Origin of the sequence: Achromobacter spanius (genome assembly GCF_039673305.1) — a bacterium.
Classification (GTDB): domain Bacteria; phylum Pseudomonadota; class Gammaproteobacteria; order Burkholderiales; family Burkholderiaceae_B; genus Achromobacter; species Achromobacter spanius_F.
In genome coordinates this window covers 14,655-41,370 of sequence record NZ_JBDJLJ010000027.1, presented here as the reverse complement: position 1 = coordinate 41,370, position 26,716 = coordinate 14,655, and the positions used below count along the sequence as shown (strand labels likewise).

The 26,716-nt window shown below is 67.7% G+C and carries 24 protein-coding genes; 5 read left to right on the top strand and 19 right to left on the bottom strand.

The window, feature by feature from the left end; all coding sequences use genetic code 11:
* Positions 1 to 126: 126 nt before the first annotated feature.
* Positions 127 to 369, top strand: a complete 243-nt coding sequence (locus ABE485_RS19735; RefSeq protein WP_346516958.1) for a hypothetical protein — start codon at positions 127 to 129, stop codon at positions 367 to 369.
* 61 nt (positions 370 to 430) lie between these two features.
* Here ABE485_RS19735 and ABE485_RS19730 read toward each other — a convergent pair whose 3' ends face one another.
* From ABE485_RS19730 to ABE485_RS19705, 6 genes are all read right to left on the bottom strand, one after another.
* Positions 431 to 1,486, bottom strand: coding sequence for a hypothetical protein (locus ABE485_RS19730; protein WP_346516957.1), 1,056 nt, complete (start codon positions 1,484 to 1,486; stop codon positions 431 to 433).
* Between the two features lie 275 nt (positions 1,487 to 1,761).
* Positions 1,762 to 2,247, bottom strand: coding sequence for a DUF6389 family protein (locus ABE485_RS19725; protein ID WP_346516976.1), 486 nt, complete (start codon positions 2,245 to 2,247; stop codon positions 1,762 to 1,764).
* On the bottom strand, positions 2,247 to 4,448 hold the full coding sequence (gene paoC, locus ABE485_RS19720; RefSeq protein WP_346516956.1) for an aldehyde oxidoreductase molybdenum-binding subunit PaoC: 2,202 nt from the start codon (positions 4,446 to 4,448) through the stop codon (positions 2,247 to 2,249). Before paoC ends, ABE485_RS19725 begins: the two co-directional genes overlap by 1 nt.
* Before the next feature lie 4 nt (positions 4,449 to 4,452).
* Positions 4,453 to 5,403 carry an FAD binding domain-containing protein gene (locus ABE485_RS19715; protein ID WP_346516955.1) on the bottom strand — a complete coding sequence of 317 codons (951 nt, stop codon included), beginning with the start codon at positions 5,401 to 5,403 and terminating at the stop codon, positions 4,453 to 4,455.
* Complete coding sequence (paoA, locus tag ABE485_RS19710; protein ID WP_346516954.1) at positions 5,400 to 6,035, bottom strand: aldehyde dehydrogenase iron-sulfur subunit PaoA; 636 nt, start codon at positions 6,033 to 6,035, stop codon at positions 5,400 to 5,402. Before paoA ends, ABE485_RS19715 begins: the two co-directional genes overlap by 4 nt.
* Positions 6,036 to 6,127: 92 nt before the next feature.
* Entirely contained in the window at positions 6,128 to 7,129 is a 1,002-nt protein-coding gene (locus ABE485_RS19705; protein ID WP_346516953.1) for an XdhC family protein, read from the bottom strand.
* Positions 7,130 to 7,275: 146 nt separating this feature from the next.
* On the opposite strand from ABE485_RS19705, the gene ABE485_RS19700 reads away from it, so the two are divergent.
* Both ABE485_RS19700 and ABE485_RS19695 read left to right on the top strand, forming a co-directional pair.
* On the top strand, positions 7,276 to 7,917 hold the full coding sequence (locus ABE485_RS19700; RefSeq protein ID WP_346516952.1) for a nucleotidyltransferase family protein: 642 nt from the start codon (positions 7,276 to 7,278) through the stop codon (positions 7,915 to 7,917).
* 354 nt (positions 7,918 to 8,271) lie between these two features.
* Positions 8,272 to 8,658 carry a hypothetical protein gene (locus tag ABE485_RS19695; protein WP_346516951.1) on the top strand — a complete coding sequence of 129 codons (387 nt, stop codon included), beginning with the start codon at positions 8,272 to 8,274 and terminating at the stop codon, positions 8,656 to 8,658.
* 69 nt (positions 8,659 to 8,727) lie between these two features.
* On the opposite strand, the gene ABE485_RS19690 is transcribed toward ABE485_RS19695, so the two are convergent.
* Genes ABE485_RS19690 through ABE485_RS19675 form a run of 4 tightly spaced genes read right to left on the bottom strand, consistent with a single transcriptional unit; the run spans position 8,728 to position 14,794 of the window.
* Positions 8,728 to 9,867 (bottom strand): hybrid sensor histidine kinase/response regulator, encoded by a 1,140-nt coding sequence (locus ABE485_RS19690; RefSeq protein ID WP_346516950.1) that lies wholly within the window; start codon positions 9,865 to 9,867, stop codon positions 8,728 to 8,730.
* A gap of 4 nt (positions 9,868 to 9,871) precedes the next feature.
* Positions 9,872 to 10,507: a chemotaxis protein CheB gene (locus tag ABE485_RS19685; protein WP_346516949.1), complete on the bottom strand. Its 636-nt coding sequence runs from the start codon at positions 10,505 to 10,507 to the stop codon at positions 9,872 to 9,874.
* Positions 10,504 to 11,343: a CheR family methyltransferase gene (locus tag ABE485_RS19680; protein WP_346516948.1), complete on the bottom strand. Its 840-nt coding sequence runs from the start codon at positions 11,341 to 11,343 to the stop codon at positions 10,504 to 10,506. Before ABE485_RS19680 ends, ABE485_RS19685 begins: the two co-directional genes overlap by 4 nt.
* Before the next feature lie 34 nt (positions 11,344 to 11,377).
* Positions 11,378 to 14,794, bottom strand: coding sequence for a response regulator (locus ABE485_RS19675; protein WP_346516947.1), 3,417 nt, complete (start codon positions 14,792 to 14,794; stop codon positions 11,378 to 11,380).
* 216 nt (positions 14,795 to 15,010) lie between these two features.
* Between ABE485_RS19675 and ABE485_RS19670 the strand changes: the two genes are divergently transcribed.
* Entirely contained in the window at positions 15,011 to 15,421 is a 411-nt protein-coding gene (locus ABE485_RS19670; RefSeq protein WP_346516946.1) for a response regulator, read from the top strand.
* 39 nt (positions 15,422 to 15,460) lie between these two features.
* Here ABE485_RS19670 and ABE485_RS19665 read toward each other — a convergent pair whose 3' ends face one another.
* The 8 genes from ABE485_RS19665 to ABE485_RS19630 form a co-directional block, all read right to left on the bottom strand.
* Complete coding sequence (locus ABE485_RS19665) at positions 15,461 to 16,240, bottom strand: 1,6-dihydroxycyclohexa-2,4-diene-1-carboxylate dehydrogenase (RefSeq protein ID WP_346516945.1); 780 nt, start codon at positions 16,238 to 16,240, stop codon at positions 15,461 to 15,463.
* 14 nt (positions 16,241 to 16,254) lie between these two features.
* A complete protein-coding gene (locus tag ABE485_RS19660) occupies positions 16,255 to 17,598 on the bottom strand; it encodes an MFS transporter (RefSeq protein WP_430795448.1) in 1,344 nt (447 codons plus the stop codon).
* Positions 17,599 to 17,683: 85 nt separating this feature from the next.
* Positions 17,684 to 18,619, bottom strand: a complete 936-nt coding sequence (gene catA / locus ABE485_RS19655) for a catechol 1,2-dioxygenase (RefSeq protein WP_346516944.1) — start codon at positions 18,617 to 18,619, stop codon at positions 17,684 to 17,686.
* 46 nt (positions 18,620 to 18,665) lie between these two features.
* The gene (locus ABE485_RS19650) at positions 18,666 to 19,811 is read right to left on the bottom strand and encodes a muconate/chloromuconate family cycloisomerase (RefSeq protein ID WP_346516943.1); all 1,146 of its coding nucleotides are present in this window, start codon (positions 19,809 to 19,811) and stop codon (positions 18,666 to 18,668) included.
* A gap of 174 nt (positions 19,812 to 19,985) precedes the next feature.
* Positions 19,986 to 21,470, bottom strand: a complete 1,485-nt coding sequence (locus ABE485_RS19645; protein WP_346516942.1) for an N-acyl-D-amino-acid deacylase family protein — start codon at positions 21,468 to 21,470, stop codon at positions 19,986 to 19,988.
* 5 nt (positions 21,471 to 21,475) lie between these two features.
* Positions 21,476 to 22,462: a Bug family tripartite tricarboxylate transporter substrate binding protein gene (locus tag ABE485_RS19640; protein ID WP_346516941.1), complete on the bottom strand. Its 987-nt coding sequence runs from the start codon at positions 22,460 to 22,462 to the stop codon at positions 21,476 to 21,478.
* Between the two features lie 137 nt (positions 22,463 to 22,599).
* Positions 22,600 to 23,628, bottom strand: a complete 1,029-nt coding sequence (locus ABE485_RS19635; protein ID WP_346516940.1) for a threonine ammonia-lyase — start codon at positions 23,626 to 23,628, stop codon at positions 22,600 to 22,602.
* A 35-nt stretch (positions 23,629 to 23,663) separates the two neighbouring features.
* Positions 23,664 to 24,653: an N-carbamoyl-D-amino-acid hydrolase gene (locus tag ABE485_RS19630; RefSeq protein ID WP_346516939.1), complete on the bottom strand. Its 990-nt coding sequence runs from the start codon at positions 24,651 to 24,653 to the stop codon at positions 23,664 to 23,666.
* A 300-nt stretch (positions 24,654 to 24,953) separates the two neighbouring features.
* Between ABE485_RS19630 and ABE485_RS19625 the strand changes: the two genes are divergently transcribed.
* Positions 24,954 to 25,892, top strand: a complete 939-nt coding sequence (locus tag ABE485_RS19625; RefSeq protein WP_346516938.1) for a LysR family transcriptional regulator — start codon at positions 24,954 to 24,956, stop codon at positions 25,890 to 25,892.
* Here the strand turns inward: ABE485_RS19625 and ABE485_RS19620 are convergent.
* On the bottom strand, positions 25,886 to 26,662 hold the full coding sequence (locus ABE485_RS19620) for a LamB/YcsF family protein (RefSeq protein ID WP_346516937.1): 777 nt from the start codon (positions 26,660 to 26,662) through the stop codon (positions 25,886 to 25,888). The two genes, ABE485_RS19625 and ABE485_RS19620, sit on opposite strands and share 7 nt — an antisense overlap.
* Positions 26,663 to 26,716: the final 54 nt, after the last annotated feature.

The window sequence follows — 26,716 nt, the reverse complement described above, 5'->3', positions numbered from 1 at the left end:
GGAACGTCGTCCGTCGAGCGAAAAGAATCGTAGGGGGATGTGGGCCAACGGCCTATTGACCATCGGCCAGGCTGATGACGCAATGTGGACGGGTACCCGACCAACGCAGTCCAGAGGAGCGGCGCCATGCACACGCAATACAAAAAGCGGTCAACCGAACTGGTAGCGATAGGTTCCGACGGGTCCACCTACATCATCGAGCGGCGCAGCAAGGCGCTGCCGTGCGACGACGGCGAGCCGGCTTTCTTCTACTGCTGCGTGCAGGACGGCAGGCCGGTCTCGTGGCTGGGCGAGAGCCGCTACGAGTTGCCAGACGGCACAGAGCTTCGCGCCATCGCCTGCCGGCTGGTGGACGCGCCGGTGCATTGAATTCAGAGTTCCAGCCTGGTCACCCGGGGCGACGGCGCCATGACGATGCCGCGGGCCAGGCCTACTTCCCCTTGCCCATCGACAGCGGCACGCCCCAGACGGGATCTTCCATGCCCCGCTTGCCCAGCGGCGTGATCTGCATGGGCTGCAGCCTGGACAGCATTTCCCGATGCGCATCGCTCAAGTTCGCACGCTGCGCAATGAACTTCTGCGCGAAATCCATGGGCGCGGGCCACGTGTAAACCGTGAAGTCTTCCAGCGGGCACTCGATCATCTTGGGGTCGACCGCGCGGCACGCCGCCTGGTTGTACTTGTAGCTTGGCGTCTTCATGTGCATGCGCTGGCTCAGCACCAGCTGGCCGCCCTTGAGCGTGAAACTGGCCAGCGCCAGCTTGGGCAGCACCCGCGACTGCACCTTGATCGCGGGAATGTCGCGCGAATTGGTCTCTTCGTAATATCCGGGGCGCGAGCCCTGCGTGGTCTCGGTGTACTGCTGCTCGCCCCAGCTCACGCACGCGCCCGAGGCCATGTGCACCGCCGTGCAGACCTGGCGCGTCTTGGTCTGCGAGCCGGTCGTGCCTTCGTGCCAGTTGGTCTCCTTGAAGAACTCGCGATAGAGCTCCGGCGACAGGTACGCCGTGCCGTTGGCGCCGCGCCCCGAGCCGACCGGGCCGCTGCGCGCGCCCACCTGGTCCAGCAGGGCATTGAGCTTGTAATCGTCGCCCCCGGTCAGCAGGTACTTGCCGGGCGGCAGAATATGCACTTCGAACGCCTTGAACAGGTAGGTGGTGTCCTTGTCCCGCTGCAGCGCATTGTTCTGGAACTTGCGGCCGAACGTGATGCGCGGGTCGGGTTCGAACATCCAGACCGTGTTGCCCGTCCACTGCGTCATGGTCATCGCGTCTTTCAGCGTGGCATGCGGCATCAGGTCAGCCACCAGCACCACGGCCATGTCCGCCTTCAACGCCTCGCCGACGATGTCCAGCAACTGCGCATAGCGCCGATCGTCGCTGGTGCCCTCGTCGCTCGCAAACTGATTGGTGGCGCAACCCGACAAGGCCAGCGTGACGGCCAGGGCGGAAAGGGCGAGTCGCGGGCGCAGTCGCGGCAAGTTCATGGATCGGTCCTTTGGGCGGATACGTGAAGAATGAGCGCGCATGCTACTGGCTCGGGGACGCATAGCAAACCGCCCGATGCGGCTTGAAACATGCTCGCGGACGGTCATTGCCGGCGTCCGCGCGACGGCGCCCATACGCGGGAATCGCGCGGCGACGGAAAGCGCCAGCAATGGCAGGGTTTGCCGGCCGGGAGGGGGCCGGCGCCGACAGCCCGCGCGCCTGGGACCAGGCCGATTCCTGGCGAAAAATTTTGTTGCGTTTGTTTCGCCTGGGCTTAGTTCGTCGGCAACAGACGGGGCATCCTCGTGCCGTAATCCTCGTCCGCATAGACCAACGCCGGCAGCGGCGACACGCCGCGACCGCCAAGTTCCCAAAGCGCCTCGATCCAATCGGCCGCCACATCGGCAATGGCATCCTGGACGCAGAACGCCGGCTCGCGGGAGAACAGCGGCACAGCCGGCGACACGCCGTTTTCGCCATGGACCACGTCGAACAGCCCGCGGTGTTCGTCGATGGCTTTGTTCAGCACATAAAGATCCGGACCGTCCAGGCCGATCACCACCGAAAATGTGCCCTCGCCGCCCTGGTCGGGAAAGATGCCGAACTGGATCTCGCGCGCCTTTTCGGGCAATCGCGGGAACACGCCCGCCAGCTTGCGCAGCGCCGCCTCGGTGTGTGCGTCCAGCACGCGCCGCAGCGCGTCTTGATAGTCTTGTTTCGTCATCGCGCAAGCATAGCGGACAAGCGCGCCGCCCGGCATCACGTCTGCGCCGGCATCCGCGCCAATAGCTTGTCCAGCGTCAGCGGATAGTCCCGCACGCGCACGCCGGTGGCGTTGTACACCGCGTTGGCGATGGCCGCGGCAACGCCGCACAATCCCAGTTCGCCGACGCCCTTCGCCTTCATCGGCGACGACACGGGGTCGTCCTCGTCCAGGAAGATGACTTCCTGCCGTGGAATGTCGGCATGCACGGGCACCTCGTAGCTGGCCAGGTCGTGATTGACGAAATAGCCCAGCCGATGGTCCACGGCCAGCTCTTCCATCAGCGCGGCGCCGACGCCCATGGTCATGGCGCCGATGACCTGGCTGCGCGCGGTCTTCGGATTGAGGATGCGCCCGGCGGCGCAGACGGCCAGCATGCGGCGCACGCGCGTTTCGCCCGTCGCCGCGTCCACCGCCACCTCCACGAAATGCGCGCCGAAGGTCGATTGCTGGAACTTCTTGTCCAGATCGCCGAATTCGATCGCGTCCTCGGCGACCAGTTCGCCGCCCGACACCGCGCGCGTCAAGGGCGCCGACCGCCCGCCCGCTTCGATCACCTCGCCGCCCGCGAACGCGGCGCCTTCGCTGTCAAAGCCCAGCCGCTCGGCCACGGCCTCGCGCAGCTTGGCGCAGGCCGCGTAGACGCCGGCGGTGGCGCTGTTCGCGCCCCACTGGCCGCCAGACCCCGCGGACACCGGAAATGAAGAATCGCCCAGGCGCACCACCACCCGCGAGATCGGCACGCCCAGCATCTCGGCAGCCGTCTGCGCGATGATGGTGTAGCTGCCCGTGCCGATATCGGTCATGTCGGTCTCGACAATGACGCGGCCCGCCGAGTCCAGCCGCACGCGGGCCGCCGACTTGGTCACCAGGTTGTTGCGAAAGGCGCTGGCCACGCCCAATCCGATAAGCCAGCGCCCTTCCCGGCGCGCGCCGGGCTGGGCCTTGCGCTGCTCCCAGCCAAATTGCCTTGCCCCGGTCTCCAGGCATTCAATGAAGCGCCGCCGGGAGAACGGCCGGGCCGGGTCGGTGGGGTCCACCTGGGTATCGTTGCGGATCCGGAACTGCACCGGGTCCATGCCCAGCGCCTGCGCCATCTCGTCGACGGCGATTTCAAGCGCCATCATGCCCGGCGCTTCGCCGGGCGCGCGCATGGCGTTGCCTTCGGGAAGGTCCAGCGTCATCAGGTTCAGCGCGGTTCTCTGGTTGGCGCCGGCATACAGCAGCTTCGTCTGCTGCACGGCCTCTTCGGGCTGGCCGTCAGGCAGGTCGCCCGACCAGCTCTCATGCGAGATCGCCGTGAGCCTGCCATCGCGTTCGGCGCCCAGGCGGATGCGCTGGATGGTGGCGGGTCGGTGCGTCGTGTTGTTGGCCATCAAGGGGCGCGGCAGCGCAACTTTGACCGGCCGGCCCGCGGCGCGCGCGCCCAGCGCGGCCAGCAGCGCGTCGGCGCGAACGAACAGCTTGCCGCCGAACCCGCCGCCGATGTAGGGAGAGACCAGGCGGACGTTCTCCTTCGGGATGCCCAGCGTCCTGGCCACGTCGGACCGCCCCCACGCGATCATCTGGTTGGAGGTCCACAGGGTCAGTTTGTCGTCCTTCCAGACCGCCAGCGATGCATGCGGCTCCATCATGGCGTGCGACTGGTCGGGCGTGGTGTAGATGTGATCGATCTTGACGGGCGCGGACGCAAAGGCGCCATCGAAGTCGCCCACGTCCGTCTTCGGGATGTGCCTGGCGGACGCGCCGTTGCCGCGCTTTTCCGCCGCCAGGTCGTACGCGCCCCTGGCGCGGGCATATTGCACGCGCACCAGCCTGGCGGCCGCGCGCGCCTGTTCGAACGTGTCTGCAACCACCACCGCGATCGCCTGATGGTAATGCTGGATGTCGGGCCCGCCCAGCAGCGTGGCCGTGTTCATCTTGCCCTTGCCGAGCTTGCCGGCGTTCTGCGCGGTCACGACGGCCAGCACGCCGGGCGCCTTGCGCGCGGCCTCGATGTCCATGGATGTGATGGCGCCCTTCGCGATGGCCGCGCCGACGACATAGCCCACGGCGGCATTGGGCGCCACGTCGTGGCGCTCATACGCGTAGGCAGCCTGGCCACAGGTCTTCAGGGGGCCGTCGATGCGGTCGAGGGGCTGGCCCACGACCTTGAGCTGGTCGATGGGATTGTCTGTCGCGGGGGTATCGAATTTCATTGCGTCACGTCCTTGCTTCCGCCAGCACCGAACTGAGCGCGCGCTGGGCCAGGGTCACCTTGAAGCCGTTGTCTGGCGTGGGCCTGGCATCGGCCAGCAGGGCCTGCGCCACGCGCGCCGCCCCGGCCGGCAGATGCGCCTCCGCCGACTCGATCCGCCAGGGTTGCGGCGCAACGCCGCCCAGCGCCACGCGGCCGCTGCCATCGGCCTGCACCACCGCGCCCACCGCCACCAGCGCGAAGGCAAAGGATGCGCGGTCCCGCACCTTGCGGTAGATGTGCTTGCCGCCCAGCGGCCTGGGCAGCGTCACTGCCGTGATCAATTCGCCCGGCTCCAGGTTGGTTTCGATGTGCGGCGTATCCCCAGGCAGCCGGTAGAAGTCCGCAATCGGGATGACGCGCCTGGTGTCGTCGGGCCGCACGGCCTCCACGCTTGCGTCCAGCAGGCGCATGGCCACCGCCATATCGCTGGGGTGCGTCGCGATGCACGCGTCGCTGGCGCCGATCACGGCGAGCTGGCGCGACACGCCGCCGAGGGCGGAGCAGCCGCTGCCGGGAACGCGCTTGTTGCAGGGCTGGTTGGTGTCGTAGAAATACGGGCAGCGGGTGCGTTGAAGCAGATTGCCCGCCGTCGTGGCGCGATTGCGGATCTGCGCCGACGCGCCGGCAAGCAGCGCGCGCGCCAGCACCGCGTAGTCGCGCCGCACGACATCGTCGGCGGCGAGGTCTGCGTTGCGCACCAGCGCGCCGATGCGCAGCCCGCCGTCCTCGGCCGGCTCGATCTTGTCCAGCCCCAAACCGTTGACGTCGATCAGGTGCGTGGGCGTCTCCACCTCGATCTTCATCAGGTCCAGCAGGTTCGTGCCGCCGGCGATGAACCGGGCGCGGGGCTCGCGCACGGCGCTGGCGGCTGCCTGGTCGACGGTCGCGGGGCGCTCGTAGGTAAACGGTCTCATGCCTTGCCCTCCGCGACTTCCTCGATGGCTTCCAGAATGTTGGAATAGGCGCCGCAGCGGCAGATATTGCCGCTCATGCGTTCGCGGATCTCTTCAGGCGTGAGCAGCGGGTGTTCGGACAGCGACGCGGTGACGTGGCTGGGCGCCCCACGCGCCGCTTCGTCCAGCATGCCGACCGCGGAGCATATCTGCCCCGGCGTACAGTAGCCGCACTGGTAGCCGTCGTGCCGGACAAAGGCAGCCTGCAGGGGATGAAGGGCGCCAGGCGTTCCCAGGCCTTCGATGGTGGTGATCTGCTGGCCGTCATGCATGACGGCCAGCGTCAGACAGGCATTGACCCGCCTGCCGTCCAGCAGCACCGTACAGGCGCCGCATTGCCCGTGATCGCACCCTTTCTTGGTGCCCGTCAGTCGCAAGTGTTCGCGCAACGCATCCAGCAAGGTGGTGCGCACGTCCAGCGCCATGTCGTGCGCAGTGCCGTTCACCACCAGCGTCACCGAGGCCGACAGGCTTTGCGCGCGCGAGGCGCCCTGCGCGGCGGACATGGGCGACGCCGTCATCGCGGTTGCGGACGCCGCGCCCGCCCTGAGCAGGTTGCGTCGGGAAATCTTGATATTGAGGGCGTTTTCCAAGGTCGGTCTTCCTTTGAATGTCTGGCTGGCCGCGCGGGCGATCCGTCGACGGCGGCAGCAAACGGTGTTCCCGCGAAAGCGGCGCCGACCGTTCAGGCAAGCGCGAACGGCTCCGGGCCTTCCGCCCGCCGATGCACGCCTGCCTTCGGCTGACCGCCGGCAGCGTGCTGCCGGCTCCTGACGGCCGTAAGCTCGGCCAGGATGGACACGGCGATTTCCGGCGGCGTGTGGCTGCCGATATCCAGGCCCACCGGTCCCCGAAAGCGCTGCACAGCCTCTTCCGAAAAGCCGAAATGCACTTTCAGTCGCTCGCGGCGCTTGTCGTTGCTGCGGCGCGAACCCAGCGCCCCCACGTAGAACGCCGGCGAGCCGATGGCTTCCAGCAGCGCCATGTCATCCAGCTTGGGATCGTGGCTGAGCATGACCAGGGCCGTGCGCGCATCGGGCCCGATCGCCGTCACGGCATCGTCGGGCATGCAGGTCAGCAGCGTCGTGCCGGGCACGTCCCATGCGCAGGCGTACTCTTCGCGCGGGTCGCAGACCAGCACCTCGAAATCCAGGGCCAGCGCCATGGGCGCGATGTAGCGCGCGATGTCGCCGGCGCCCACCAGCAGCAGCCGCCATTGCGGTCCATGCACCGTGCTCAGCGTGCCGCCGTCCCAGGCCAGCGTATCGCCCGGCTGCGCGTCCGTCAGGGTGACGGCGCCGGTCTGCAGGTCCACCGATCGGCGCGCCAGGCGTCCGGCGCGCAGTTGCGCTTCAAGCGCGGCCAATTGCGCGGGATCAGGATTCGTCTCGATGACGATCTCCAGCATGCCGCCGCAGGGCAGCCCGAAATTCATCGCATCATCGGGATTGCCGCCGTACGCCACGGCGTACGGCAGCGTTGCGCACAGCTTGCCAAGGCGCATTTTGTCGATAAGATCATCTTCAATGCACCCGCCCGAAACCGAGCCCACTACCCGACCGTCGCACCGGATCCCCAACAGGGCGCCGGGACGCCGGGGCGATGCGCCCCACGTGGAAGCAACCGTCGCCAGGATGCGGTCCTGGCCCTGGCGGTTCCATTCCCGAAGGGCTGCAAGCACTTGCATGTCCAGGCTCTGCATCTGCTGACCCTCATGACCCGGCGCGCCGCAGTCATGCCGGGGGCAGGTTTTGATAAATGGAGTGAGCCGCATGCGGCCGTTTCATGATACCGACGCGCTGGCCCGGCCCGCCACGCAAACCTGACAAGAAAATGTTCGATCTCGCAACCAATCCAGACAACGATCCGCCCACCCGCTGCGTGGGCATCCTGCTTGCTGCGGGACGTGGCCGCCGCTATGCCGAGGCTGCCCCGGGCCAGGACAAGCTCACTGCGCTGCTGGCCGACGGCACGCCTGTTGCCGTGGCCGCCGCCACGGCGCTGCGAGCGGCGACCACGCGCGTGGTGGCGATAACGCGTCCTGGCCAAGCGTCGCTTCAGGCGCTGCTTGCCAACGCAGGCTGCGAAGTCATCACGACCGATCCACACGCCGCAGGCATGGGGGACAGCCTGGCCGCCGCAGCGCAGCACCTGCTGCGCACCTGCGGCACCGAGACCCAGACCTGCCTGGTGGCGTTGGGCGACATGCCCTGGGTGCGGACGGACACGTGCCTGCAAGTCGCGCGGCTGGCGTTTGCGCATCCCATCGTGGCGCCCGTGTGGAACGGACGACGCGGCCACCCCGTTGCCTTCCATCGTTCGTTATGGCCGGCGCTGGCAGCACTGGCGGGCGACACCGGCGCGCGCGTCGTCCTGGAAAGTCACGGAGCGACGGAACTCGCGGTGAGCGATTCAGGCATTTGCGCGGACATCGATACGCCCGCGGATCTGCAGGCGGGAGCCCTGCTGCGCTAATAGATGGATACGCTTTCGCGCTACGAACTGTGACGACCAAGCCCGGATACCGCTGATATCGCGCCATTGGCGTCGCTTTCATCAGCTACTTGTATCTGTTTGATACCTTCATGGCCGAGGCCATGCCCCCTCTTCGGCCCTACCGGTTTCGACTGACGCCTGCTCGCCAAAGTCCGCCAGCATTGCCCTTAAAGGCCAATCAGCCCCACCGCATCGGCCGTGGCCGTCCCGTTGGCGGTCGCGGCACCACGCTGACTCTGTTGCGTGTCGATACAGGGTTTAAAAGTAATCATCTGCAACGGCCCATATACTTCGCCGCTTCGATCCCGGCCATTCCAGAAAAGAGAAAATAAGATGAAGAAGCTTGTGTTCCTCGCCGCCCTGATGCCGATACTCGCCGGATGCGCGGGATCCGGTTCACCGATGTCGAACCTGATTTACGGGGAACGCCGACAGACCACCAACGACATCATGGCGTCCTGGGTCGGCGAACGCGAGGAAGAGCTGGTGGCCAGCTGGGGACCGCCCGACAACAGCTACACCTTCCAGAGCGGCTCCAAGGTCATTTCCTACGAATACATCTGGGGCCAGTATGTCGGCGAGCGCCGGCTATGCGTCAAGAAATTCATGATCGAGGGCGGCATGGTCACCAAGTGGGGCTATTCGGAAAACACCTGCCAATCCCCGAGCAAGCCCAAGGCATTGCCCAAGGACACGCCGGTTCCGCAACCGACCCTCTAAGGGCGGGATCGCGCCATCGGATGACGGGCGGGCGCCCGTCAGGCGGGACGATGCGGGCGATCCCCGGCGTCAAGCCGCCGCGGCGGGTCGCGCCTGCCGCGGCAGGACCACGCGTATTCGCGTGACGGCGTCGCGCGATTCCGCGCTGATGCGGCCGCCATGCGACAGCACGATCTGCTGCGCGATGAACAATCCCAGGCCCAGGCCGTGCTGCCCTCCCTGGGGACGCGAGCCGCCGCGGAACGGGTTGAACAGATGCGGCAACAATTCCGAAGGAATGCTGCCGCCATTGGTGACCGTCACGACGACCTGATCCGCTGCCGCGCCGTCCACCTCGACCCGCACCGGCACGTCCCGGCTGCCGTGGTTCAGCGCATTGCCGATCAGATTGGCGATCACCTGCGAGATGCGCTGGCCATCCCAGCTGCCTGCCGGGTCGCCGCTGCGATGAAACTCGATCTGCCTGTCCGGCATTCCGGTCCGGGCCTCATCGAGTGCGCGATTCACCAGCGCCTCCATGCACAGCGCCGCCGGCGCCAGCGCCAATCCGCCCGCCTGGCGGATCCGGGTGACGTCCAGCAGGTCCTCGATCAGGCGCGCCATGCGGTCGCCGCTTTGCAGCATGCGCTGCGCCAGGCTCGTGACGCGCGCGTCGGCGATTTGGCGCTGCAGCAGCGAAGCGCCCATGATGATGGCCTGCAACGGGCTGCGCAGATCATGGCTGAGCACCGCCATGAACATTTCGTTCACCCGCAGCGCTTCGGTGCGCTCTTCGAGCTGCTGCGCCAGCGCGCGCCGGCGCTCGTGCAATTCGAAGAACACATTGGCCTTGCTTCGGAGCATGTACGGATCGATGGGCTTATAAAGGAAATCCACCGCGCCGGTCTCGTAGCCGCGGAACTGCCAGTCCTGCTCGCGCGTGCCGGCTGTGATGAATATCAGCGGGATATGGCGCGTGCGCTCGCTGCCCCGGATCAGCTCGGCCAGTTCGAACCCGTTCATGTCGGGCATCTGCACATCCAGCAGCGCCAGCGCCACGTCGGCGTGCTCCAGCAGCAGCTCCAGCGCCTGCGGGCCCGACTGGGCCTTCAGGATCTGCACACGCTCGCTCGACAGCAGCGCCTCGAGCGCGATCAGGTTTTCCGGAACATCGTCGACCAGCAGGCACTTGATGCGGTCGTCTTGGGGCTTGGGCGAAGTCAGGATCATGGTGTCAGAGAAAATGGGTATCAGGCAGTGGCTGCGCGGGCAATCGAGCGAACCGGGCCGCGATTTCTTCGGGCGTCAATGCGAGGGCCGCGGGAACGCGCGCCAGGGCGGCGTCGGGCATCGCGCGCATGGCGGCGGTGGCCGGCGCCTGCACCACCGTGCGGCCGCCGGCGGCGTGGATCGCCGCCAGGCCGTCGGCGCCGTCCTCGTTCGCGCCCGACAGCAGCACGCCCAGCAACCGCTCGCCGAAGCGGTCGGCGGCGGAGTGAAACAGCACGTCGATCGATGGCCGCGAGAACAGCACCGGCGGGTCGATCGACAGCGCCATGCGCGGGCCATGGTCCACCAGCAGGTGGTAGCCCGGCGGCGCGATATACAGATGCCCCGGCAGCAGCGGCTGCTGGTCCTCGGCCTCCAGCACGGGCAACTCGCAGCGATAGTCGAAGATGTCGACCAGATGGCTGCGGCGATCGGGCGCCAGGTGCAGCAGCAAGATCACCGACGACTGCAGCCCGGCCGGCAGGGCCGGCAGCAGCACGTTCAGGGCATCTATCGCGCCCGACGACCCGCCGATGACGATCGCCTCCCACGGGCCCGCCAGCGCGTCGTCGGACAGGAGGGCGGGCGTAAGCCCGCTCATAGCTCGGCCTTCTTGCGGTAGATGCGGTCTTCCAGCACGAAGTCGTCGAAGCCGCCGGCCAGCGCCGAAAACCGCACCGACTCCCTGGATCCCAGGCCCATGAAACCGCGATGGACCAGCGCTTCATGGAACAACCCGAGCGCGCGGTTCTGCAGGTCGCGCTCGAAGTAGATGAGGACGTTGCGGCACGACACCAGGTGCACCTCCGCGAAGACGCTGTCCGTGGACAGGCTGTGATCGGAGAACACCATGTGCTCGCGCAGCGCCTTGTCGAACACGACGCGTCCGTACCGGGCGGTGTAGTAGTCGGACAGCGAACTGCGCCCGCCGGCCTGCGCATGGTTCGCGGTGAAGGCAGCCACGCGGTCCAGGTCGTAGACGCCATGCTCGGCCGCGCGCAGCGCGTGCGGGTTGATGTCGGTCGCGTAGATCAGCGCGCGGTCCAGCAGGCCTTCCTCGTGCAGCAGGATGGCCAGCGAATAGACTTCCTCGCCCGTGCTGCATCCGGCAACCCATACCTTGATCGACGGATAGGTTCGCAGGATGGGCACCACCTCCCGGCGCAGCGCCAGGAAGTAGCTGGGATCGCGGAACATGTCGCTGACCTGCACCGTCAGGTACTGCAGCAGTCCGGTGAACACCGAAGTCTCATGCAGCACGCGGTCCTGCAACTGCGACAAGGTCTTGCAGCCGAACTCCGTCAGCGCGCTTTTCAGGCGCCGCTTGAGCGAGGCCTGCGCATACTCGCGGAAGTCGTAGTGGTACCGGTGATAGATCGCGTCGAGCAGCAGCCGCTGTTCGATATCCTCGGTATGCACCCGGTTCGATGTGGGCATGGTCGTGTTCTATCCGTGATCTGGCGTCGCCCGCCTACTTGCGCATCCAGACGCGCACCAGGGACAGCAGGCGCTCGACGTCCAGCGGCTTGGCGATGTAGTCGTTCGCCCCGGCGGCAAGGCACTTCTCCTGGTCGTCCTTCATGGCCTTGGCGGTCAGCGCAATGATGGGCAGGCGGCGCCAGTCCGGCCGGGCGCGGATCTCGCGCATGGCCGTATACCCATCCATCTCGGGCATCATGATGTCCATCAGGATCAGGTCGATCGCCCGGTGGCCGTCGACGCCGGCGCGGCCCAGGGCCTCGAGCGCCTCGCGTCCGTTGCGCGCGATCTGCACATGCAGGCCCGTCGGCTCCAGGATGCTGGACAGCGCAAACACATTGCGCACGTCGTCCTCCACCACCAGCACCGTACGCCCCTCCAGCGCGGTGTCGCGGCTGCGCGCAAGCTCCAGCATCTGGCGATGCTGCGGCGGCAGGTCGGCCTCGACCTGATGCAGGAACAGCGTCACTTCGTCGAGCAGTCGTTCCGGAGACCGCGCGTCCTTGATGATGATCGACTTGGAGAAGCGGCGCAGCTGCTGCTCTTCGTCGCGCGACAGCGCGCGGCCCGTGTACACGATCACCGGGGGGAACGACACGCTGTCCTGTTCCGCCATTTCGCGCAGGAGCTCGTAGCCGCTCATGTCCGGCAGATTCAGGTCCATCACGACGCAGTCGTAGGTGCTGTCGCGCAGCAGCTCCAGCGCCGCCGCGGCGTTGGCCGCGGGCACGATCTGCACGTCGTCTCGCGCCAGCAGTTCGCGCACGCTTTCGCGCTGGCGGTCGTCGTCCTCGACGACCAGCACGCGCCGCACGTTCTGGGTGAACTTGGCCTCCAGGCGCTGCAACGCGTGGACCAGCTCCTCGCGCTTGACCGGCTTGAGCGCGTAGCCGATGGCCCCGCGGCCCATGGCCTCCTGGGCGTAGTCGGCCACCGACACGATGTGCACCGGAATGTGGCGGGTGTTCGGATTGCGCTTGAGCTGGTCCAGCACGCCCAGCCCGGAAAAGTCCGGCAGGTTCACGTCCAGGACAATAGCGTCGGGCCGCCGCTGCGCCGCCAGCGCCAGGCCATCGGTGGCGGTATGGGCGGCAAGGCAGCCAAAACCCATCTCGCGCGCAAGATCGCCCAGGATGCCGGCAAAGCGTTCATCGTCCTCGATGACGAGGATGGTGCGGCCACGGGGGGCCTCATCGGGCTGCTCGGCGGCCAGGGGCGCAGCGGCGTCGGCGGGCGCCGCCGGAACGGGCGCCAGGGCCGCCAGCTGGGCCAAAGCCTGCGGCACGGCCAGTGCCGCAGCCGTGTCGTGCATGTCCCGCACGGGCGGCGCGGCATCCAGGCGCATCGGCAGCAGCAGCGTGAACACGCTGCCCTGCCCCGGCACGCTCACCAGCGACAGCGTGCCGCCCAGGAGCTTGGCCAGGTCGCGCGAGATCGACAGCCCCAGGCCCGTGCCGCCATGCTTGCGGTGCGAACTGCCGTCGGCCTGGCGGAACGCCTCGAAAACCAGTTCATGCTGGTCCGCCGGGATCCCGATGCCGGTGTCGTGCACGGCGAACGACAGCCGGTACCCCGGCGCGCGCGATACCTTCAGCGCGACCGTGCCCTGCTCGGTGAACTTGATGGCGTTCGATAGCAGGTTCTTCAGCACCTGGCCCAGGCGCTGCGGATCGGTGTGCAGCGATGCCGGCACATCCGGCGCGATTTCAAGCTCCAGCGCCAGGCGCTTCTCCTGGGCGATCGGCCGCAGGGGCTCCAGCAGCCGCTGCAGCGCCGGCGCGATGGCGACCTCTTCGACCTCCACGGTCGCCTGGCCGGCCTCGATCTTGGCCAGGTCGAGAATGTCGTTGATCAGCGCCAGCAGATCGCGGCCCGCGGCGTGGATGGTCTGCGCATACTTGACTTGCTCCGGGCTCAGGTTGCCCGGCTTGTTGTCCGAAAGCAGCTTGGCCAGGATCAGCGTCGAATTGAGCGGCGTGCGCAGTTCGTGGCTCATGTTGGCCAGGAACTCGCTCTTGTACTGGCTGGCCTGGGCAAGCAGGCGGGCCTTGTCGGTCAGCGCGCCCTGCACCCGCAGCAGCTGCTCGGCCTGGGACTCCAGATTGATGTTGGTCTGTTCAAGCTCGGTCTGCTGCAGCTCCATGCGCGCCTGCGACTCCTGCAGGATGCGGCTCTGCTGCTCCAGCTCTTCGTTGCTGACGCGCAGCTCTTCCTGCTGGGTCTGCAGCTCCTCGGACTGGCGCTGCGTCTCGGCCAGCAGCGATTCCAGCCGCGTCCGGTCCAGCCCCGCGCGGATCGCGGAGGCCAGCATTTCGGAGGCGCCCTCGAGCAGCAGGCGCTCGCTTTCGCCGACCGGGTGATTGAAGCCCAGCTCGACCACGGCGTACACGCGTTCATTCTGCATGGCCGGCGCCAGGACCAGTTCGGCCGGATTGGAGCGGCCCGTGGCCGACGACACCTCGAAGTGGCCGGCCGGCACATTGCGCACGTGCAGCAGCTTGCGCGAGGCGGCGGCCTGGCCGGCCAACCCCTGCGCCGGCGGGATCTTCTGCGCCAGGCGCTCGGCCGGCAGGGCGTAGCCGCCGAAAAGCTCGAGTTCCCCGGCATTGACCACGTAACCGGCGCCCACGCTTGCATTCAGGTATTGCGCCAGATATTCCAGCGCTTGCCTGCCGATCTCGTCCAGCCGCGGATCTCCCCGCAGTTGCAGGCCCAAGCCCGACAGGCCGGCCGTGACCCAGGCCTGGCGAGCCTTGGCGCGGTACTCGCGGATGGTCATGCCGGCCGAAGCCAGGATCAGCACGAGCAACAGCAGCGACCCTCCCCACGAGTAGTAAGTCGAGGTGCTGGCTGCGGCGGCCCAGGCTTCCCTTTCGTCTTGGACCTGGCTCATCTGGCGCGCATACAGGTCGGCGACCAGGTCGCGCAGCCGGTCCATCGCCTCCTTGCCCGAATCGGTGCGCACCACCGCCATGGCGCCTTCCACATTGCCGGCCTTGCGCATCTCGATGGTGTCGTGCAATTCGGCCAGCTTCTGCTGGGTGATGCCCGCGATGTCGTTGGCGATCCGGCGCTGCGTCAGGTCCTGGTCCGCGGCCTCTTTCACGATCGCCAGGCGCTGCTCGATCAGCGGGACCGAACGCAGGTAGGGCTGCAGATAGGCCGAGTCGCCCGTCAGCAGATAGCCCCGTTGGCCGATTTCCGCATCCTTGAGCGCTGAATTGAACAGGCTGAGCTGACGCAGCGTCTCGGTGGCCCGATCCATGGACTGGACAGCGCGGGCGCGCGTCTCGGCCGAGCGCACGTTGACGAAGGCGATCACCAGCGTCGCCAGCGCCGCCATCACAAAGCCGGCCATCAACGTGCGAGGAAAGGAATAACGGCTGGCGGGCTGCGGCGAATTCAGCATGGAAACGGTTACCAAGTAAGGGAGGGCGCGCGACGTGCGCTATGCGAGGGTGCGAATAATTATAGGGACGGAGAACGCCCCGGGCATCGTTCGAACTGCTGAAACTATACATGGGGAGGGCAGTTTCCGTTTCCCCTGGATACAATTGCTTCGCGTATCCGGGACGCGCATGCCCTAGCATGCGGCCTTCACAGCAGGGCTCGACACCCGATAATCATGACGAAAATTCTTTTGGCCGACGATCAACCCGCCTTGGTCGCCCTGATGAGCGAATTCCTGCGCGGTGAAGGCTATGACGTCACGACGCATACGGACGGCCTGACGGCGCTGCAGCAGATGCTTGATCTGCGCCCCGATCTTGTCATCACCGACTATTCGATGCCTGGCATGGATGGCGGAGCCCTGCTCACCGCCATGCGGGAAAACGCCTATCTGAGCGACACGCCCGTGCTGGTCTTGAGCGGCCGGCCCGAGCATGAACTGGCCGCCGCCTGCGAAGGACGCGCGGCCTTCATGCGCAAGCCGGCCGAGCTGGCGGATGTGCTGGCGGCGGTCCGGCGGCTGGTTTCCGTTGCGGAACAGCCTTCGGATGGCGGACCCGGCGCCGGCGCGTCGCGCGCCGCGTAGCGCCAACGCCGCCTGATCAGGCGGGCTGCGCCCCGGGGATCAACCCAGGTGCCCGCCGGCCACGTACATCACCTGCCCGGTGATGTAGGAGGCCTCCGGCGCCGCCATGAAGCAGATGGCGGCAGCCACTTCTTCCATGCTGCCCATGCGGTGCATGGGCGTGCCCGCGAGGCAATCGGTGTACATCTCGCGCTGCCAGGCCTGGTCCTGCTCGGAAGGCGCTTGCGTGTTGCGCGGAATCGCGCGCACGCCGTTGTCCAGCGCACCCGGCGACACGCAATTCACGCGCACACCGCTCTCGGCCAGTTCCAGCGCCATGCATACGGTGGCCGCATGCACGCCGCCCTTGGAGGCGGAGTACGGCACGCGATAGATGCCGCGCGTGGCATTGGAACCCACGTTGACGATCGCCCCGCGGCCCTGCTTGCGCATCACCGGGATCACCTCGCGGCAAGACCACAGCGTGGGCCAGAGCGACCGGTTCACTTCGCGCTGCATCTCATCGGGCGTGTATTCCCAGAAGGGCTTCATCCAGATGGTCCCGCCCACGTTGTGGACGGCCACATCGATGCGGCCATGCGTGTCCAGCGTGAACTGCACCATGCGCTGCGCGCCCGCATGGGTTTCGAGGTCGGCGTCGATGAACGACGCCTGGCCTCCCTGCGCGCGGATCTCGCCGGCCACGGCCTCGCCGAGCTCGGCGGCGCGGTCGACCAGCACCACGGCGGCGCCCTCGGCCGCAAGACGTCTGGCGGTGGCGCGGCCGACTCCCTGGGCCGCGCCGGTGACCAGCGCGATCTGATTTTCAAAGCGATTCATACGAAATTCCCGGCTCAGTGCGCGCGCGACAGGTCGCCCGGCGCAGGTTGCGACGCTTTGCCGTCCACCGCCAGCACGGCCAGCAGCGCGCCCGCCAGCGGGATGGCCAGCACCATGAAGAAGCCCGACGGACCGAACCAGCCCAGGAAGCTGCCGCCCACCGCCGATCCGATGATGGCGCCGGCGCGGCCGATCCCAATGGACCAGCCGGTCGCCGTGGCGCGCAGCGCGGTCGGATAGGCGCCGATCACCAGATAGTTCAGCGCCAGCTGCTGGCCGCCGACGCCCAGGCCGGCCGCGCCGATCAGAATGAACACGAGAGTCCAGTCCGTGCCGGCATAGCCCAGCCCCAACGCCACCGCGATGCCCAGCGCGAACATGGCGATCAGCAGCGAACGGGTCGGCACGCGCGGCATCAGGTACGACAGCGGGATCGCGCAGATGATGAACACGAGGTTGACGGTAAAGGTCCCCATCGGCGCCTGGTCGGCCGGCAGGCCGGCGGCCTTCAGGACCGTGGGCAACCACGACAGCAGCATGAACCAGGCCACCCAGTTCAGCAGGTACACCGACCAGATCGCCAGCGTCTTGCGGGCATAGCCATCGGCGAACAGCGCCTTCACGCTGGCCCGGATCGTGGCGTCTTCCGGCACGGTGAAACGCGTGCCGGCCGGCAGCGGCTGGCGCGAAATCCTGCCCAGGATGCGGGCGACATAGCTCTGGCCCGCCGCGTCGCCGCGCATGGCCTTGAATTGCAGCGACTCGGGCAGCAGCAGCACCAGCGCCCCCAGCAGCACCAGCGGCGCCACGCCGCCGACGATGAAAATGCCTTCCCAGCCGATCACGGGCAGCATGCGCGCGGCCAGCAAACCGCCCAGCATCGCGCCCGCAGGCAGGCCCAGCAGCACGCCGGTGATCACCGTGCCGCGCAGGCGCGCAGGCGCATACTCGGCCGCCAGCGCCAGCACGATCGGCGTGCAGCCGCCCATGCCCAGCCCCGCGATGAACCGCAGCGCCAGGATCTGCCAGGTCTGCGTGGCTCCCGCCGTCACCAGCGTCGCGACGCCGAACACGGCCACGCCGATCAGGGCGGCGGGCCGGCGGCCGATGCGGTCGCCCACCAGGCCCAGCAGCATTGCGCCGACGGTCATGCCGACGATGCCCGCCGTGAGGATGGGCGCCAGGTCGCCCGCCTCGAGTTTGAACGCCGCCAGAATGGCCGGCCCCGTGAACGCCATCGCCTGCGTGTCGAAACCATCGAACAGCGCGATCAGAAAGCACAGGGTCAGGACGCGCCACTGAAAGGCGCCCATCCGCTCCTTGTCGATCAGGCCGGGTATGGAAAGCGTTGCCGCCATGAGAGTCTCCCCGGGCTCGCCAAAGAGCCCGTTATCGGTATGCATTGTTTGACGGCGGCACCGCGTCCCGGCGATGCCGCCGGGATTACGCCTGGGCGGAAGCGCGCGGGCGGTTGACGAGCTGGTTGTCCTTGCCCTGCAGCAGGCCGGTGAGCACGAAGTTGAATTCGATCTCCTGGTAGGCGTCCGCCTTCAGGCCCAATGCGGCGCCGCCGGTCTTGCCGGTCACCGGCGGGATCAGTTCTTCGCGTGTGGCATAGGCGAAGTCATCCCAGATGAGGGGATCGCCCTCGATGTTGAATTGGGTCGTCAGCTTGCGATGCTGGTCCGCGCTGACGAAGAAGTGCACGTGCGCCGGGCGGTTGCCGTGGCGGCCCAGCGCATCCAGCAACTGCTGGGTGGCGCCTTGCGGCGGACAGCCGTAGCCGACGGGCATCAGCGTGCGGAACTCATACTTGCCGTCCGGGCCGGTCTTGACGGCGCCGCGCAGGTTGAACTCGGTCTGCGCGCCGGTCGGGTCGAAGTGCGAGTAGAAGCCCTTCGAATTGGCGTGCCAGCACTCGACCACCGCGTTGGCCAGCGGCGCGCCGCCGGCGTCCGACACCACGCCGCGGATCACCAGCGGGCCGGCCTCGGCATCCGGGTCGAGGTCGATGCGCGACACGCCGTCGCGCACCGGCGCGCCCGCAACGTAGAGCGGGCCTTCAATGGTGCGCGGCGTGCCGCCGTCCAGGCCGGCCAGCCTGTCCTGATGGTCCATGCGGACATCCAGGTACTTTTCGAGGCCCAGGCCGGCAGCCAGCAGCGCCGCCTCGCCGTCGCGACCCAGCTTGTTCAGGTAGTTGACGCCGGCCCACACCTCGTCGGGCGTGATGTCCAGATCGTCGATAGCCTTGAAAAGATCGCTCAACAGGCGGTTCAGGATCTGCTTGAAGCGCGGATTGCCGTCGCTGCCCTGCAGGTTGGTCGCGGCCAGCAGCAGGTCCTGCACTTCCTTGGTGTTGAATACGTCGAGGCTCATGGCTTGTCTCCAGTGGTTATCTGTCTGTGCGGCGCGCGCCGCGGGTTCAATGCTTCTTGTCCGTGACCTTGACCAGCCCGTCACGCGTGAAGCGCTTGAGCCTGGCTTCGTCGAGCTCGATGCCCAGCCCCGGGCCCGCGGGCACGGTCAGTTCGAAGTCGCTGTAGTCCAGCGGCTGCGTCAGGATTTCCTCGGTGATCAGCAACGGGCCGAACAGCTCGGTGCCCCATTGCAGGTGGGCCAGACTGGCGAACAGGTGCGCCGATGCGACCGTGCTGACGGCGCCTTCCAGCATCGTGCCCCCGTAGAGTTCGATGCCCGCCGCGTCGGCGATCGCCGCCACGCGCTGGGCCGCGAACAGGCCTCCGTTCTGCTCGATCTTGATGGCGAACACGTCGGCGCCGTGCTGGCGCGCGATCTCGAAGGCGGTGTCGGGGCCCTGCAGCACCTCGTCGGCCATCAGCGCCACCGGGAACCGGCGCATCAGGCGCGCCAGCGCCGCGGCGCTGGCCACCGGCTGCTCCACCAGTTCGCAACCGGCCTGCGCCAACGCGGGGATCGCCCAGGCCGCCTGCGTCTCGCTCCAGGCCATGTTGACGTCGACCCGGACCGCGCCGCGGTCGCCCAGCGCGCTCTTGATGGCGGCCACGTGCTCGATGTCGACCTTGGGATCCCTGGCGCCGATCTTGAGCTTGAAGATGCGATGGCGGCGCGCCTCCAGCATCTTCTCGGCTTCGGCGATGTCGCGCGCGGTGTCGCCGGACGCCAGCGTCCAGGCCACGGGCAGGCGGTCGCGGCGGCGTCCGCCCAGCAGTTCGCTGACCGGCACGCCAAGGCGCTTGCCGTGCGCGTCCAGCAAGGCGGTCTCCAGCGCGCTCTTGGCGAAATGGTTCACCTTGACCAGCTTGCCCAGGTGCGCCATCAGCGCCTGGATGCGGGTGGCGTCCTGGCCGATCATGGCCGGCGCGAAATAGGCGTCGATGGACAGCTTCATCGCCTCGGGGCTTTCCGGGCCATAGGCCATGCCGGCGATGGTGGTGCCCTCGCCGATGCCCACGACGCCATCGCTGCAATAGATCTTCACGAGCATCAGCGTCTGGCCATACATCGTGGCCACCGACAGCTTGTGAGGGCGGATGGTCGGGAGGTCGACGAGGGACGTTTCGATGCGTTCGATGAGGGCTGCGGGCATGGACGGCGCTAAGGGTTGGATAGTCACGAGGTGGTTATAGAACCGCCCGACTTTACGCGTCCAATACTTTGGGAATCCGAATTGATACCCTGTTGGTATAAATAAAAAGCGCCACCCCCGTAGGGACAGCGCCATTTTTGATACTTTTCAGGTTTAAACCCAAATCAGATCCGCTTACCTCCCGTTGTCCCGGGCGTTCGCGCCGTCCGCTCCCGGACGGATCACTCTTCCGCTGCGCGTGCCCGTGCCGGCGCCCGCCTGCCAGGCGATGCTGCCGTTGACCAGCACGTGGTCGATGCCCTGGGCCTGGCTCGTCGGCGACGCCCACGTGGCCGTGTCGGCAATGCGATCGGCATCAAAGACGACAAGATCCGCGGCGTAGCCCGCCGCGATGCGCCCGCGCCCCGGCAGGCGGAAATACGCGGCCGGCTTGCCGGTCATCTTGTGCACCGCCTGCTCCAGCGTGAACAGCCCGACGTCGCGGCAATAGTGGCCCAGCACCCGCGGAAAGGTGCCCCACAGGCGCGGATGCGGCGCGGGGTCGTGCGGCATGCCGTCCGAACCGATCATCGTGCCCGGGTACGCCAGGATGCGCTCGACGTCGGCCTCGTCCATGATGAAGTAGATGGCGCCCGCCGGCTGCAGCGCGTCGACCGCGTCTTCCGGACTCAGTCCCATGTCGCGGGCGATATCGTCCAGATCGCGCCCGGCGTACTGCGGATACGGCACGGACTTGGTCACGATGACCCGGCTGGACACCGCCAGGCGGTCCTTGCGCAGAATCGTGGATCCGGCCACGTAGGGATAGCAGTCCAGCGCCACCTCCTGGCGCTGGCTGGCCTTGTCGATGTGCGCCAGGGTCTGCACCGAGCGGCCATGGTTGCGCGGACCGATCAGCTTGTGGTGCGAGATCAGCACGGGCGCATCGCCCGCCGCCCCCACCGCAAACGCTTCATCCAGCGCCGCGAAGATGCGGTCGCCTTCGTCGCGGATATGGCTGGCGTACAGCCCGCCATGCTCGCGCAGCACGCTGGCCACCGCCATCAGCTCGTCCAGCGTCGCCGGCATGGCCGCCGGATACGCGGTGCCGGTGGACAGGCCGATGGCGCCGCTCTGCATGGCCTCGCGCAGCAGCGCCTGCATGTGCTCGATCTCGGCGGCGGTGGCCGGCCGGTCCAGGTCGTCCATCGCGGCGGCGCGTAGCGAGGTGTGCCCCACCAGGCACGCCGCGTTCACGGCGGGCGGGTGGCGGTCCAGGTTTTCGAGGTAGGCGCGGAACGTCTCGTACGGAAAATCGCCCGCGTCGTTGCCCAGCAGATTGACGGGCGCGGGCACCTCGCTGCGCCAGCCCGAACGCCACGGCGCCTGGCTGATGCCGCAGTTGCCAGTCACCACCGTGGTGACGCCCTGGCTCAGCTTGGCGGGCATGCCGGGATCGATCGACAGGTAGCGGTCGTCGTGGGTGTGCGTATCGATGAAGCCGGGCGACACGATGCGGCCGTCCGCCGCCAGCACCTGGCCGGCCACGGCGCCGTCCAGGTCGCCGACGGCCGCGATGCGGCCGTCGCGCACGCCCACATCGGCCCGGACGCGGTCGGCGCCCGTCCCGTCGATCACCGTGCCTCCACGGATCAGCAGATCGTAGCGTTCGTGGTTCATAAGGCTTAGTCGATCTTGACGTTGGCTTGCTTGATCACCTGCGCCCAGACCGGACGCTCGGCATGCGCGCGGTCAAACAGCTGCTGGCGCGGGCCGATGTTCGGCACATAGGACAGGGTCTTGAGCTTTTCCTGGACGTCCGGCGACTGCAGCGCCTTGTTGATCGCGGCGTTCAGGTAATCCAGCACCTTGGGATCGGTGCCGGCCGGCGCCACATAGCCCGTCCAGGCCACGGCGCGATAGCCCTTCAGGCCCTGCTCGTCCAGCGTGGCCAGATTGGGCATGGACGGATCGCGCTGCAGGTCGGTCACGGCCAGCGGCACGACCTTGCCCTGGTCCACGAACGCGGCGATGGACGAAATATTGTCGAACACCAGGTCGGCTTCGCCGCGCAGCACGGCCAGGTCCGCCTCGACCCCGCCCTTGTACGGCACGTGCATGAACTCCACGCCCGCCATCGCGCCGAACATCGCCGCGCTCAGGTGCCCGGTGGTGCCGTTGCCGCCCGACGACACGACCAGCTTGCCCGGTTCCTTCTTGGCCATGGCGATCAGCTCGGCGACGCTCTTGACGTTCAGGCCCGGGCGCACGGCCAGCAGGTTCTGTACGGAACCGGTCAGCGCCACCGGCGCCAGCTGCTTGTCGGCGTCGTACTGCAGCTTGGCGTACAGGCTCTGGTTGATCGCCAGCGTGGCCACATTGGCAAAGCCGATGGTGTAGCCGTCGGGCGCGGCGTTGGCCACCGCCTGCGTGCCGATGATGCCGGACGCGCCAGTGCGGTTCTGCACGACGAAGTTGCCGCCGGTCTGCTTGGCCATTTCGGCGGCCAGCAGGCGCGATACGAGATCGGGCGTGGTGCCGGTATTGAACGGCACGACGATCGTGACGGGATGCTCGGGATAGGCGGCCTGGGCGGCGGACGCCGCGGTCAGGCTCATCACTGCGCTCGCGGCCGCGAGCCAGCGCTTGGCGCTGCTTTGGAACGTGGACATGGTTTTCTTCCTTGGACTGTTATAGGTGTTTCCGCGCGGGCTCTGCGTCCCCCGCGGGTCTTGCACGGCGCCCAAAGGGCGCCGGTACCGCGCGGCGAGGCTTGCGGCCCCGCCGGCCTGGACGGTCGCGCGAACGCTCAGCCCAGTGCGACCTGACGCAACAGCGGCAGATCGATGTTTCCGCCCGACAGCACGATGACCGCGTCGCGGCCTTCGGCAGACAGCTTTCCCGCCAGCAGCGCGGCCAGCGCCACCGCGCCGCCCGGCTCGACCACCAGGCGCAATTCGTCCAGCGCAAAACGGATGGCAGCGGCGACTTCGTCATCGCTCACCGACACGGCCGCGCTCAGGCATCGGCTGTTGATGGCATAAGGCAGTTCCGCCGGCGTCGCGGCCTGCAGCGCGTCGCACAAGGTCTTGGCGCCCGCCGGATTGGTCTCGCGCTTGCCGGAGGCCAGCGACCGCACCGTATCGTCGAATTCGCGCGGTTCCACCGCCACCATCCGGGCCTGCGGCGCCAGTTCGCGCAGCACCAGCGAGCAGCCCGCCGCCATGCCGCCCCCGCCGCACGGCGTGGCGAAGAGGCCCAGGTTGGCGCGCGCGGCGGCCGGCAGGTCCTGCAGCGCCTCCAGGGCCAGCGTGCCCTGGGCAGCCAGCACGTCGGGATGGTCGCCGGGCGGCAGCAGCGTGGCGCCGGTCTCGGCCAGCAGGCGCATCCCGATCTCTTCGCGGCTTTCGCGCGTGCGGTCGTAGCGCACGACCTTGGCGCCATGGCGCAGCGCCTTCTCGACCTTGTTTTCCGGCGCATCCACCGGCATCACGATGGTGGCCGGCACGCGCAGGCAGCGGCTGGCCCAGGCGACGGCCTGGCCATGATTGCCGGTCGAATAGGCGACGACGCCGCGCTCGCGCTGCGCGGGATCCATGTTCAGCAGGGCGTTGAACGCGCCGCGCGCCTTGAACGAACCCGTCACCTGCAGGTTCTCCAGCTTCAGCCAGATGGGCGCTTGCGCCCGTTCATCCAGCGCCGGCGAGCGCAGCAGCATGGTGCGCCGCACGTAGGGCGCCAGGCGCTCGGCGGCGGCGGTCACGTCGGCGTATTCCGGCACGCGCAGGGTGCCGAGCATTTCGTGTTCGATGGTCGGAGGCAGAAGCATCGCGGTCATGAGGCTATCCAGCAAGGTAGGGAGATTCGGGCGGGTCAGGCCGACGGCGTCCAGACGGCGGGCGCGACGCTGCCGGTCTGCTCGACCAGGCGGCCGTAGGCTTCGGGACGGCGATGCTTGGCGAAATTGAAGACGGTGCTGCGGCCCAGTTCGCACAGGTCCAGGTCGCAATCGGCGACGATCAGCTCATCGTCCCAGGTCGCGGCCATGGCGATGATTTCGCCCTGCGGGTTGACGATGATGGAGTGGCCCAGCAGCTCGTGGCCGTCCTCGGTGCCGGCCTTGGCGACGGCCGCGGCAAAGGTGGCGTTCTGGTAGCAGCCCGCCTGGATGGACAGGTGCGAATGCAGCACGCGCAGGTGATGCGCCTCGAAGCCGCGGTTGTCCTGGTTGCGGCTGGGCGTGTTGTAGCCCAGCATGACGAGCTCGACCTGCTGCAGGCCGAGCACGCGCCACGCTTCGGGCCAGCGCCGGTCGTTGCAGATCAGCATGCCCAGGTTGGCGTCCACGCCGGGCGCAACCGGCGCGCGCACCACCGGGAAGCCCAGGTTGCCCACTTCGAAGTAACGCTTTTCCAGGTGCTGGACCTGGCGATGCTCGGCGAACTCGGCATGCCCGGGCAGATGGACCTTGCGGTACTTCAGCACGATCTCGCCGTTGGGCGCGATGACGACCGACGTGTTGAACCGACGCTTGCGCACGATGCCCTGTTCGTCCGGTTCCCAGGCCAGTTCCGCGTATCCCAGGTACACCATCAGGCCGAAGCGCTTGATGGCGTCGAACAGCGGCTGCGTGGCGGGCGACGGCAGGCTGGGTTCGAACCACGCGTCGGCCTCGTCCAGGTCCTCGCAATACCAGCGCGGGAAGAAGGTCGTCAGCGCCAGTTCCGGAAACACCACGACCTGGGCGCCGCGCTGGTGCGCGCGCTCCATCAGCCGGACCATGCGGCCGATCGCCACGTCGCGCCCCTCGGAACGTTGAATCGGACCCAATTGGGCGGCAGCGACGGTGATGATGCGGGACATGAGTCAATCCTGGGTTGTGTGAGCGATATCCGCTGTCAGCATGACGCGCGGTCCCGGCTGCGGGAAGACCGTCCGCCCGGCGCGCAGCGGCTTGCGGCGCGCGGAAAAACATGCCCGCAACCCTTGAAAACAAAGGATTTTGTCGCTACGGACAGTGGCTCCCGCCAGCCCCGGGACTGTGCATTTAGTAATGGGCTGCGCGCAAAACGTCATGGCAGCCGCGTGGCGCGCGCGCCGCGCCGGCGTCCAGGCCATAAAATGGCTGGCGCTGACTTCCCTTCCACTTACGTCCCCTTCCCTATGGCCGGCCCCCTTCCCTCGGCGCCCGGAGCGCTGACGCTTCGCCAGATCGAGGTCTTCCACGCCGTGATGCTGACCGGCTCGCTCAGCGAAGCGGGCCGCATGCTGTCCGTGACACAGCCCGCCGTCAGCCGCGTGCTGGCCTCGGCCGAGAACCGGCTGCGCTATCGGCTGTTCGAACGCGTCAAGGGGCGGCTGCACCCCACGCCGGAGGCACGGCGCCTGTTCGTCGAGGCCGAAGAAATCTTCGGCCGCGTCAACCGGTTCAATGCCCTGGCGGGCGCGCTGGGCGCGGGCTCGGCGGGCACGGTCAGCCTCGTCTCCAGCCCCAGCTTCAGCGAATGGCTCATCCCGCACGCCATCCAGAAGTTCCGCGAGCGGCATCCCGACACGCCGATCCGCTACCGGCCGCTGGCCTTTGACGCGCTGCTGCCGCACCTGCTGCTGGGACAGGCCGATTTCGGCATCGCGTCGATGCCGCCGCCGGTCAACGCCAATATCGTCAGCGAAGAGATCGGCCAGGGCTGGCTGGGCTGTGCAGTGCCGCGCGGCCATCCGTTGGCGGTGCGCAGGCGCATTCGCGCCGAAGACCTGCAAGGCCATCTGCTGATCGGCTATGGCGCCGACACGCCCTTCGGGCGCCTTGCCAGCCGCTTCCTGCACTCCGGCCCCGCGCCGGTGCAGCCGCAGATCGAAATCCGCTCCACGCCCGAGGCGCTGGCGCTCGTGCGCCAAGGCGTCGGCGTGGCGCTGATCGAATCGTTCGGTTATCACCCCAGCTTCGGCAAGGACTTCGTGCTGCTTCCCACCGAGCCGGCCATGAGCCACGCCATCCATCTGCTGCATTCGGCCAGCAGCCCCCTGTCCAGCACCGCCAAGCGCTTTGCGACCGTGCTGAAGACGCTGATCCGGCAGGCGCAAAAAGACGCCCCCTACTGAAAGTCCAGCTGCGAGATCGGCCGCAGGCGCACGCCCTCTTCCAGCAGCGCCTGGCGCACGGCCCGCGCGATTTCAACGCCCTGCGGGTTGTCCCCATGCACGCAGATCGTGTGCACCGGCATGGCGACCACCTTGCCCCCCACCGTGCGGATCGCCTGTTCGCGCACCATGCGCAACGCCTGCGCGGCGGCCGCGGCCGGATCGTGGATCACCGCGCCCGGCTCGCTGCGCGGCAGCGTCAGGCCGTTGTCGCCATACAGCCTGTCGGCAAACACCTCGCAGGCCACGCGGATGCCGGCCCGGCGCGCGGCGCGCTCGGTCTCGTTGTGCGGCGTGCAGACCAGCACCAGGTCCGGGTCGAGCACGCGCATGGCCCAGGTCAGCGCCTCCGACAGCGCCCGGTCTTCGAAGGCCAGCGTGGCCAGCGCGCCATGCACCTTCACATGCGTCACGCGATGGCCCGCGGCGCGCGCCATGCCCTGCATCGCGGCGATCTGGTACGCCAGCATGTCGCCGATGGCCTGCGGGCTGTCGCCGATGATCTTGCGCCGGCCGAATCCCCACAGGTCGTTGAACCCCGGATGCGCGCCCACATCGATGCCCCGTTTTAGGGCGGATGCCGCAGTTTGGTGCATAACCGATGCATCACCACCGTGAAAACCGCAAGCCACGTTGGCCGACGTGATGAGGTCCAGCATGGCCTCGTCCGCACCGATCTTGTAGTGGCCGAAGCTCTCTCCCAGGTCGGAATTGAGGTCTACGTCGCGCATCTGAAGGACTCCGAAAAAAACGAATTTCAATGTTTGGCATACCGTTGGCATGCA